Genomic DNA, 10,195 nt, shown 5'->3' on the forward strand with positions numbered 1-10,195 from the left:
TTAATCGGATAATCCAAAACAAACATAACTATCTCCCGACTTACTTCCAATTTTTCCGCCGCCGCAGGCAATAACAACGTACTGTTTACCATCAATTGAATAGGTTGCCGGGGTAGCATAACCAGCTGCGGGCAATGGTGCTTCCCAAACCACCTTACCGGTACGTTTATCAAACGCACGGATCTTTTCATCCTTGGTTGCCGCAATAAACACCAGGCCGCCTTTAGTAACCAGTGGACCACCATAGTTTTCTGTACCCGTTACCGGGATCCCTTTCTTGGTTAACTCGGCAAATTCACCCAGCGGTACTTTCCAAAGCAGTTTGCCAGATGTAAGGTCGACAGCATTGAGCGTACCCCATGGTGGTTTTATGCCCGGATAGCCGTCCTTATCTAAAAAGCGGTTATAACCATTCATAGCATAAGGTATTTCATCAACCATTTTCTTCTCCGCTGCCGAACTGGTTGTACGATCACTGGTTGGTTCTTTGGCTATTTCTTTTGCGGCTTTGGCTTCCGGAATTTTGAGCAGGAAAGCCAGCAAGTTCTTTTTGTCTGCAGGCGAAATTTGTTTAAAGGACGGCATCATGTTACGGCCACTGGCAATAATACCGCTTACCTGGTCGGCAGTGTATTTTTTGCCGATGTTTACCAACGATGGATAAGATGTGCCGTTTCCTTTCAGCTCGGCGCCGTGACAGCCAATGCAATTGGTATTATACACTACATGCCCCAATGCCAGCGCCGAATGATCATTAGTATTGGTTTTAGGAACATCTATCATTACCTGTGCCCATGGTATTTCTGAACAGTTTACATATAAAACCTGGCTTTCAGGGTCAACAGCTGCGCCGCCCCACTCACCTCCGCCGTCAAAACCTGGGAAGATCCATCCCCCCTCTTTACTTGGCGGCGTAAACATAATGCGGTTTTTTACCTGGTTATATTTAGCCAGCATTTCCTGGTGAACTTCTGGCGTACGGTCCGTAACATCTTCGGGATTAAATGCTTGCCGGGCAAAGGGCTGCGGTAAAGTTGGGAAGGGTTGCGTAGGCCAAACTTCTTCACCGGGCAGGGCTTTTGTTGGCACAGGGGTTTCCACTATCGGGAATATGGGTTTACCGGTAGCCCTATCGAACATGAATACATAGCCATGTTTGGTGATCTGGGTTACGGCATCTATCTTTTTACCGTCTTTAACAATGGTTATCAGGTTAGGGTTGGCGGGCAAATCACGGTCCCAAAGGTCATGGTGTATAAATTGGTAATACCATTTCAACTTGCCTGTAGTAGCGTCAAGCGCCAGCAATGAATTGGCAAACAGGTTTTGCCCCTTTCTGAAGCCACCATAAAAATCGCCACCTATGGAGCCCGTTGGGATATACACCATTCCCCGCTTCTCATCCAAAGCCATGCCTGCCCAGTTGTTAGCTCCGCCAAACTTTTTGTAAGCGGCTGTATCCGCCCAGGTATTATAGCCAACTTCACCGGGATGCGGTATGGTGTGGAAAATCCACCGGAGCTTGCCAGTCCGGGTATCATAGGCACGCACATGGCCTGGAGCGGCATCGGCCGATTCGGATACACGGTCGCCCACTATCAGTACATCTTTGTAAACAACACCCGGTGTAGTACCTGCTACAAATGATTTGGTATCCCTATCCAGATCCTTGGTCAAATCAAGATATCCACCTTTACCAAATGAACGTACCGGAGTGCCGTTTTCTGCATCAATAGCCCAGGTTTTAGCGCCAACGCTGTAGAAAATCCTTTTTTCGCCACCCTCTTCATTTTGCCAGTAAATTACTCCCCTGCTCACTTTATAATAAGCCATTGGGTCACCATTATTAGTAGTGTCGTCTTTTGCAGGGTCAAACAGCCATTTTTGCTTACCTGTAGCGGCATTCAGGGCAAACAGTTTTAACTTGGGGCTGGTGCCATACAAAATCCCATCAACCATAATTGGATTACACTGGTTTTGGCTACGGTTAGCCGTATCCTTATCGCCAGTGCTAAAAGTCCACATCACTTTTAGCTTGTTTACATTATCTAAAGTGATCTCCTGATTTGATGAGTACCGCAAGCCATCCTTTGAACCTGCATAGGCCGGCCAGCTGCTATATTTGTCGCTCTGATCGTTATACTGATTTTTACAGGACGCGTAAATACCTGCCACCAAACACATGGCCATGAAGTACCGGGATTTAATCATTTATAAGGCAATTTTGGTATTAAATTGGGTTTAGATCATTCCAGCAAATATGAAGCTGTTGGGGTAATGATGCCCTCTAAATGTATGAATAAAATTATTCTAAAAATATTCATTTCATTTACCTAAGTATACCAATTAGCAGAAAGAGGATGTGTCATCATGATCAGCCGCTTTTTTTTGACTTATCCAGATACTTACGCGATATATAGTTTTGGTTGGATTGACTCTACTAACAAAAGGGGGTTAACAGGGTTAACACAATTCAGGGTTAACATCCACATATATATTTAACAATCAACATATTGAGTGTTTTTTATACAGAAAATATGTTAACCCCCTTTTTGTATAAATATTATCGGCTAAATTTCAATTCATAGGTAACACAACACCAACGGCGGTCAATTTGATTTATGATACAGCCTCTTATATATTATTGATTTAATATCACGAAGGTGATATGTCTCTACTTTTTCACCAAACTAACCGGTGCAACTTCCTGGCTCAACAATTTCCCAAACAGTTCCCAGCGCTTTGCAGGGGCTTTGGCTGTACCTCCGTTTGATTCAATGTAGTTTTTCACCAAGTCCTGGCCGTAATTGTAGTTGATAACGTAGCTGCGGTATTTTTTTATAAAGCTGATGGACTTTTGAGCCGTTTCATCATTCATAAGGCAGTATTTTTTGAGATACGATAACGCCTTATCCTGGCTCATGGTATTATTGATAAGCCCTCTCGCAGCTTCATTACGGGCATAGTTTAATGTGCCTTTTATGGCGAGGGCTTTGAAATACAGATCAATACCGGCTGTATCCAAACCAGCCAATGGTAACAATACATTTTTGGCAAACTTTATTTTATCATCGCCGGGGAAGGCTACCTCAATACCATAATTAGCACTGCCTTCGGCGATAAGGGACTGCGGGCTAAACAGGGGGTACAAGGAGATCTCAACCCAACCTTTATCATGATACAGGTTTTTCTCGAGCAACATGTTGTAAACATGGTGGCCCGGGTAGCTTTCGTGACTGCCTACATCAATGGCACGATCAATAAATATCTTCAGATCTGTATTGATCTGTACAGTGCTTTTATAACCTCCTTTATACCAATTATAACCCGACCATGGTTTATTGGTCACATACTCCAGCGTAAATGTTTCGCCGGCCGGGAGTTGGTAGTGGGCAAGCGTACGCTTGCGGGCTTCAGCTATTGCAGCTTTTATAACAGGGTCTAATTTATCTTTAGGGATAATAAACTTATTGGCCAGTTTTTGAAACCGGTCGTTCACGTTGCCTTTGCCTGGCAAAATGCTATCAAGGAGGGCTACCTGTGTTTTAAAAAAGTCGTCGGTATAAACAGGGGCGGCTACACCGAATAACTCTCGCGATTCTTCATCAAAAGGCCTCTCCTCTCCCGAAAAAATCCGGATCCGGCGACTAAAAGCAATCAGCTGATCGGCCATCCAGTTAGCGCGGATCTTATTGGTATCAATTTTTGACGTATTGGCAATATTACGCAGGTCATTCATCAGGCTGTTCGCCGATGCCAGCAAACTATCTTTGGGGAAAGTTTTTAGCGGTTCTTGTTTAGGTTTCAATGAATCGGGCCCGTAGTAAGCATCTACAAAATCACCGTCATATTGCCCTACTGTAAGGCCAAGTTTCAYGTATTCAACTGCAAGGCTGTTCAGTTTTTTATTTTCGAGCTTTTGCGCCGGGTCGTGCCCGCATGAAAACAGCAATAACAGGGGAGCAAAAAACAGTAGTTTTTTCATGGCAAATGATCTTGTGCGGGTAAATGTGGCGCAAGATAATAATTCCATTTGTTATACGGGGAATGACAGCTTCTATGGACAGTTGGGTAAAACCGTTTAAGGCTTCCTAAACGAATTAATATTATAAGTTACCCCCACGGCTACACCTGTTGATTGTAATTTGATATTGGAATATCCTACCCCGGAAATTGGCACTTTCATGTAAGGTTGAACACTTATACCAAAGTTTGAGTTTATTTTATGCTCATAAGTAGCGTTGATATTGATAATGCTCAATAAATATCCTTTACTGTTTGGCACGGTGTAAGTTTGAGGCCAGGCATCACTATTAGCGCCATCTGCATAGTTATAAGTATATTTTTCATGCAGCATCAGGTATGACGACAGGCCTGTACCAACCGATAACTTGTTACGAAAATTACCATAGATCTGATATCCAATATTGATAGGAATATCAAGCATTTTACAATCGGCAGTTACATCAGTTGGATCGTGCTTAAAGTTATATGTTGTAACATAGTTAGCAAAACTTGTATTATAAGGTTTTGATGAATACACAACACCGCTTGTAATAGTCAACTTTTTAGTAGCGCCGAATGAAAGCAATAAACCATAGTTACTGCCAACCTTCCCCTGGAAAGAGCTTGTACCATTAACATCAGACGAAGCCAGAGCGGTAATTGCCCATTGTGGCCGGGAGCCAAAACTTTGTTTAGTTATTTTTTTACCAGGTTTGGATGTAGCCGAAGGAACAGGCTGCCTGGCTATCTCTGTTTTAAAATCAGGTGTTGCTGAAGAGACTGGTTGGATACTAAGGGATAGCGCCTTGCCTGCCAGTAAATTTGAAACGGCACTATTACTATTACTATTACTATTACTGGCCGGATCAATACCTGCAATAAGGGCAGGATCGCGTCGCATAATGGTATCGCGGTCATTAATATCTGCTTTATTTGCACCGGCAATATTTCGGCGGGGTCCACCAGCAGATGGCGTTAGTATTGTTCGCCCTATGTTAACATGGTTGCCTGCATTACCGTTGGCTGCCACATTGTTGTTTGTTGGCGTTGCTGTTTGGATGCTATCAATTTGAGGTTGCTGTATGGCTGCGCCGCCTGTTCCGGACTTTGTTTTAGGCGCAGCAGGTTTAACTTTAACCTGTTGCTGGCCAGTTGCATTATCATCTTTTACATTGGGTTTAAAAAGCCACCATCCTAAAAACAACAGCAACATAGCTGCAATCCCGCTTGCAATTGGCAACCAGTAAACAATTCCACGGCGTTTTTTACCCTTATCAAGCATTTGCTCAAGCGCATCCCAGTCATCCTCGTTAAACGCACGATGATTCGCCGGGTCTTCAAGCCCCTTTTTAAAAATGTTATCTAAATCCTCTTCGCTTTTCATCCTCTGATACCATTATTAAAAAAAGTACTCCTTACATCTATGCCTATGCCATTATAGGCCACAATTGGGTTAAAATCCATACCCCTGTTGTAATTGGTTTTATTAGCAGTTTCCTCTGCTTTTAATATCATTTGTTTTAGTTTCTGTCGTGCTTTATGCAGGTTTGATTTTGACGTACCCGGATTAATATTTAACATTTCACCTATTTCCTCGTGCGAGTATCCGTCGATCGCAAAGAGATTAAATACTGTACGATAGGCTTGCGGCAACTGCCGTACCATAGTCAGCAGGTCTTCATAATTTAAATTTTTATCGGTCAGATCTCCCTCACTCACATTTTCCGCTTTCTCCAGGTCCTCTGTATAAGCCATTTTTAAATTAGCCCGGTAATAATCAATGGAAACATTCATCATGATACGGCCAATCCACGCCTTAAAAGGCCTGGAAGTATCAAACCTGTCAATATGGGTAAATACCTTCATAAATCCCTGGTTCATTACTTCTGCAGCCTCGTCGCGATTACCCGCATACCGGAGACAAATACCCATAGAAAAGCCATAAAACGCCTTATACAGCATTTTTTGACTTTTTCTGTCCTGCTTTACGCAGCCACTGATCAGTTGATGTAACTCTTCTTCGCCCATATGGGGTTTTATAAACTCAGAATCCAACGCATAAATTTAACCTAATCTACGCACATCACGGCAACTAATATTAAAAGGTTGCCTGCCGTGTAAAATAATTTCACTTTTTCTCACATGTGTGCAAAATCGCATTCCGTTTTCACACTTATCAAATGTATTTATACAAAAAAAATACAAGTTAGCGCATCCTCAAAAAATCCTTGCAAATAATTATATTTTTGATTGCATAGGCAACTGATAAACCTATTTTTGGCGTAATGTCATATATAATATAAGACCGCTGGCTGTTTTTAAAAGCCTTGTATGAAAATCGAAATAAACCCAAACTTCCCGGTTAACAATTGTAAAACATGCGGGCGCCGTCCGGTTATTGAACAAACCAAAGATCGCTGGACCATCCTATGTCCCAATGCAACCTGCCGCAATGCCGTTTCTGATAAACTGATTAATGTTACAGGATGGAATAAACAAAATCCGTAATATTTTCAAGCCTTTATCCACCTCAAGGCAACCATCTGCAATACATACACGATATATCTTATATAAGGACCGTAAAAAGTCGTTAATAATATATACCACTAATACTACTGCTGCATGGTACCGCTGTCTGTTGTGATCATTACTAAAAACGAAGCCGCCTTAATTGAGGATTGTATAAAAATGGCTTGCTTAATTACCGATGATGTTGTTGTGATTGATAATGACAGTACCGACGGTACTCCGCTCATAGCCTCCCGTTATGGCTGCAGGGTATTTCAAAAAAGCTGGAACGGGTATGGCGCAAACAAAAATAAAGGCATAGCCCAGGCCCGCTATAATTGGATCTTAAGTATTGATGCCGATGAAGTACCGGATCTGGAGCTTATTGAATCACTTCATCATTTAAACTTTGATAAACCTAATGTGGTTTACGACATCAAATTCAAATCGTATTTTGGAAAAAAACTGATCCGTTTTGGAAATTGGGGAAACGATCATCACCTGCGTTTATTTAACCGTTCAGTAGTAAAATGGGGCGAAACTGAAGTACACGAAACATTGCTTTTACCTCACAATGCAGAAGTTAAAAGTATAGCGGGTTATATTCACCACCACTCCGTAACCGATATTGATGACTTTAAACGTAAAGCTGTTCATTATGCGCAGCTAAGTGCAGCCAAATATTATAAAGCCGGTAAAAAGGCAACATTTGTCAAACTATACTTCTCGCCCGCTTTTGGCTTTTTGCGCAATTACATTATTAGGCTCGGTTTTTGGGATGGGGCCGAAGGACTGGCGATAGCACGTGTTATTTATAAAAATACACGCCTCAAGTATCTTTATTTGAAACAATTTAAAGATCTGCCCCAAAAACAAAACACCTATCATAAGGAACTGATTATAGAGCAGGTTTAACCATTTGTCAAAACCTCCTGATAAAATTGCAGCGCCTGCCTCGCCACTATACCGATATCAAAACGTTGTTTTACCTTTTCATTACCAGCCAAAGCAAGTTGTTGCATTTTTTCGGGTTCATTAAGTAGGCTAATAATTGCAGATGCTAATTGCTTAACATTATCAGGATCTACCAGCAATCCGTTAACACCATCATCAATCAGTTCGGGGCCGGATGTCCGGTTTGAATTGATCACAGCTATTCCGCAGGCCATAGCCTCTAATGGCGCGAGGGCAAAGGCTTCCGCATACGAGGGAAATACAGCAACTGCCGAATGAGCTAAACAGGTATAGAGTTCATCCTTGTTAACATGACCTTTAAACGTAACGCTGTTTTTTGCATGCTCCTGCAAATAGGCAGCTACCTTGCCTATCACGCCTTTACCGAGTATCAGTAACAGCGCATCCGGTATCTCCTTTACAACTATATTCCAGGCCTTTGCCAACTGAAAAACACCTTTCTTTTGGACAAGGCTGCCTGTAAACACCACCTGCTTATTATTGCGCACTGCATTACTTTCAAGGGCGATATTTGTATCGATACCATTGTACAATACCTTAATGAATTTGTTGTACGACAAATAGCCGGCACTTTTACCGGCAGTATAGGCGCTCGCACTGCTTACGGCTGCTGCTCGATTTAAAATATGCTGTTCCATTTTCAAAACATGCTGTGCAACCGGTTTTCCCGCCTCTGCATTGAAGTAAGTAATGGAGCCGTTCAATTTAACAACCACCGGAACGGATAATTCAGGAAATGGTACATATGAACTACAAAACCTGATGTAATCATTATAATCAGGCATTTCAATAATATCGATTTGCCCGGAGGTAATAATATGCTCCAGTTCTTTTTGATAGGCAGCAAGGCGTCTTTTTATATCCCATTGGGTTATACCGGCATCCAGCAATACCCTGTTAATTAGCCGAACGCTCAGAGAGTGCTGATTTTCAAACCATCTGCCATCAATGCCCCAGCGGTACCTGAAAACATGTACACCTTCATCCTCAAATTCATCAGCGCCTCCATACCCGCGGCTATACAAACCGGCAACAACTACCTTATGCCCCAACTTTACCATTTGACGGGCAATAAGCTGTACATAGGTACCTATACCGCCATGCGGCCCGGGAGGATATTCATCGCACAGGTATAAAATATTCATTGCGCTAAGAATTGTTTACTGTTTTGAATAGTATGCCTGCTCAATTGCTTTGATATCACTGCGATTACCAGATAAAAAGCTATCCCTAATAAAAGCCTCAACAAAAAATGAATGTTTATTGACGAGGCAATAAACCAGCCGCCTAAAGCAGCCGGGAGCAATATTATAAACGGGCGTAAGCTGATATGCATAACATGTTTATTTACCAACCGGTAATAAAGTACAGCCTGTAAAATATTGGTAATTAAAAACGCCACAGCCGAACCACTACCATTAAACAATGGAATTAATATCAAGTTAAGGGCAATATTTGTTATGGCACAGGTTACCGTAACAGATGATACAGCCTTATATTTTTTAACACTAAAACTTATTGACCAAAGCAGGTTAATAAAAAACTGCAAAGGGATACATAATGATAGTATCAAAAACTCAGTAGCATTGGTAGCACCGTATTTGCCGCCCGTTATCATACCAACTACCGGCGTCCAGAGTATATTAAAAATAAGCGGAAGTAACATCGCCAACAACAGTTCGGCAGTATTAAATGAATTTATCTGCTCCTGCAATTTATTGGAAGGCTTCGAGCCCATTAGCCTTGATAAGCGTGGTAAAATAACCGGAGCTATAATAAGCATAGGCAGTCGCGAAAGTTCGTAAGCGCGGTAGGCAAAGCTATAGTCGGCCAAAACGGATTTGCTTGCCATAAAGCCCAGCAGCAGCCAGTCCATCCGTGATAGGCTCATATCAAATATTACGGATACATACTGTGCAGTCGCTTCCTTAAGCAGTTTTTTATACGCCTGAAAACGAAACTTAAAACTAAAACCTGTTTTCGTAATAACGTAAATGAGCAGTGCTATAAATTCCCCCCCGGCGGTACAAATCATTACCATAATGATGGAATGAACCTGCAATTGATGAACAGCCACAAGATAAAACGCACCGCAAACCCGCAAACTGTTGCTTATAATAGCGATGACACCATAGGGTGTAAATTTTTCTTTGGCATTTAAAAACTGCTTTAACGGAATACCCAGAAAAAGCAGCCCCTGGGCTATAAAAAACCAGGGCAGCAACTGGTAAATATCACCACGAAGTATTAAACTCAACAACCACAACACAACGAGCGTTGCAACAAAGGCCGTAAGCGAATGAAACAGAAATGCCGCCGCCGCCCAGTCCGATCGTTGCGAGGCTGCTATACGCCTGATCACCACCTGCTCCAACCCAAAACCAAGTATGGCAGTAATAAATATGGACAAGGCGTTCATCCAGCTTATGGCGCCAAAGCTGTCCTTGCTCAGGTAAACAGAAATAACATAAAAAAAGATACTGCCAAGCACCTGCAGGGCAAGTGCCTGCAAACCTGATGAAAAAAACCTAATGAACGCTTTACTCCTGAGCAACGCTGTATGTTGTTTATACCCTTATACTCCTGTTTTTACCGGCCGGTTGCCTGTAGCATTTTATATGCCGGTTAAATATCTGCATATATCGGCATAATAACGAGGCAACCATTCCATTTTTTGGCACGTAACCTATTTAAACAAAACAATCAC

General features: G+C 42.2%; 8 protein-coding genes. 2 read left to right on the plus strand and 6 right to left on the minus strand.

Translation table 11 applies throughout. From position 1 onward, the window contains the following. The 4 genes from AC1DUD_RS08165 to AC1DUD_RS08180 form a co-directional block, all read right to left on the minus strand. A complete protein-coding gene (locus AC1DUD_RS08165; RefSeq protein ID WP_477373435.1) occupies nucleotides 1–2,211 on the minus strand; it encodes an outer membrane protein assembly factor BamB family protein in 2,211 nt (736 codons plus the stop codon). Nucleotides 2,212–2,674: 463 nt separating this feature from the next. Then, a complete protein-coding gene (locus tag AC1DUD_RS08170) occupies nucleotides 2,675–4,033 on the minus strand; it encodes a hypothetical protein (RefSeq protein WP_477373437.1) in 1,359 nt (452 codons plus the stop codon). Nucleotides 4,034–4,081: 48 nt separating this feature from the next. Then, entirely contained in the window at nucleotides 4,082–5,389 is a 1,308-nt protein-coding gene (locus tag AC1DUD_RS08175; RefSeq protein WP_477373439.1) for a hypothetical protein, read from the minus strand. Then, nucleotides 5,386–6,033: an RNA polymerase sigma factor gene (locus AC1DUD_RS08180; protein WP_477373441.1), complete on the minus strand. Its 648-nt coding sequence runs from the start codon at nucleotides 6,031–6,033 to the stop codon at nucleotides 5,386–5,388. The genes AC1DUD_RS08175 and AC1DUD_RS08180 overlap by 4 nt, the downstream gene beginning before the upstream one ends. Before the next feature lie 303 nt (nucleotides 6,034–6,336). Between AC1DUD_RS08180 and AC1DUD_RS08185 the strand changes: the two genes are divergently transcribed. After that, nucleotides 6,337–6,513, plus strand: a complete 177-nt coding sequence (locus tag AC1DUD_RS08185; protein ID WP_477373443.1) for a hypothetical protein — start codon at nucleotides 6,337–6,339, stop codon at nucleotides 6,511–6,513. Nucleotides 6,514–6,627: 114 nt separating this feature from the next. Next, a complete protein-coding gene (locus AC1DUD_RS08190) occupies nucleotides 6,628–7,428 on the plus strand; it encodes a glycosyltransferase family 2 protein (RefSeq protein ID WP_477373445.1) in 801 nt (266 codons plus the stop codon). On the opposite strand, the gene AC1DUD_RS08195 is transcribed toward AC1DUD_RS08190, so the two are convergent. Both AC1DUD_RS08195 and AC1DUD_RS08200 read right to left on the minus strand, forming a co-directional pair. Further along, nucleotides 7,425–8,633 (minus strand): glycosyltransferase family 4 protein, encoded by a 1,209-nt coding sequence (locus AC1DUD_RS08195; RefSeq protein ID WP_477373447.1) that lies wholly within the window; start codon nucleotides 8,631–8,633, stop codon nucleotides 7,425–7,427. The genes AC1DUD_RS08190 and AC1DUD_RS08195 overlap by 4 nt on opposite strands. Beyond that, nucleotides 8,630–10,042, minus strand: a complete 1,413-nt coding sequence (locus tag AC1DUD_RS08200; protein ID WP_477373449.1) for a lipid II flippase MurJ — start codon at nucleotides 10,040–10,042, stop codon at nucleotides 8,630–8,632. Before AC1DUD_RS08200 ends, AC1DUD_RS08195 begins: the two co-directional genes overlap by 4 nt. Nucleotides 10,043–10,195 lie beyond the last annotated feature (153 nt).

It is taken from the genome of Mucilaginibacter sp. P4_A11, assembly GCF_056402535.1.

What these genes read in the sequence shown, in the direction of transcription:
- AC1DUD_RS08175 (WP_477373439.1), bottom strand. Translation starts at nt 5,389, where the DNA reads ATGAAAAGCGAAGAGGATTTAGATAACATTTTTAAAAAGGGGCTTGAA.
- AC1DUD_RS08165 (WP_477373435.1), bottom strand. Translation starts at nt 2,211, where the DNA reads ATGATTAAATCCCGGTACTTCATGGCCATGTGTTTGGTGGCAGGTATT.
- AC1DUD_RS08180 (WP_477373441.1), bottom strand. Translation starts at nt 6,033, where the DNA reads ATGGGCGAAGAAGAGTTACATCAACTGATCAGTGGCTGCGTAAAGCAG.
- AC1DUD_RS08195 (WP_477373447.1), bottom strand. Translation starts at nt 8,633, where the DNA reads ATGAATATTTTATACCTGTGCGATGAATATCCTCCCGGGCCGCATGGC.
- AC1DUD_RS08185 (WP_477373443.1), top strand. Translation starts at nt 6,337, where the DNA reads ATGAAAATCGAAATAAACCCAAACTTCCCGGTTAACAATTGTAAAACA.
- AC1DUD_RS08190 (WP_477373445.1), top strand. Translation starts at nt 6,628, where the DNA reads ATGGTACCGCTGTCTGTTGTGATCATTACTAAAAACGAAGCCGCCTTA.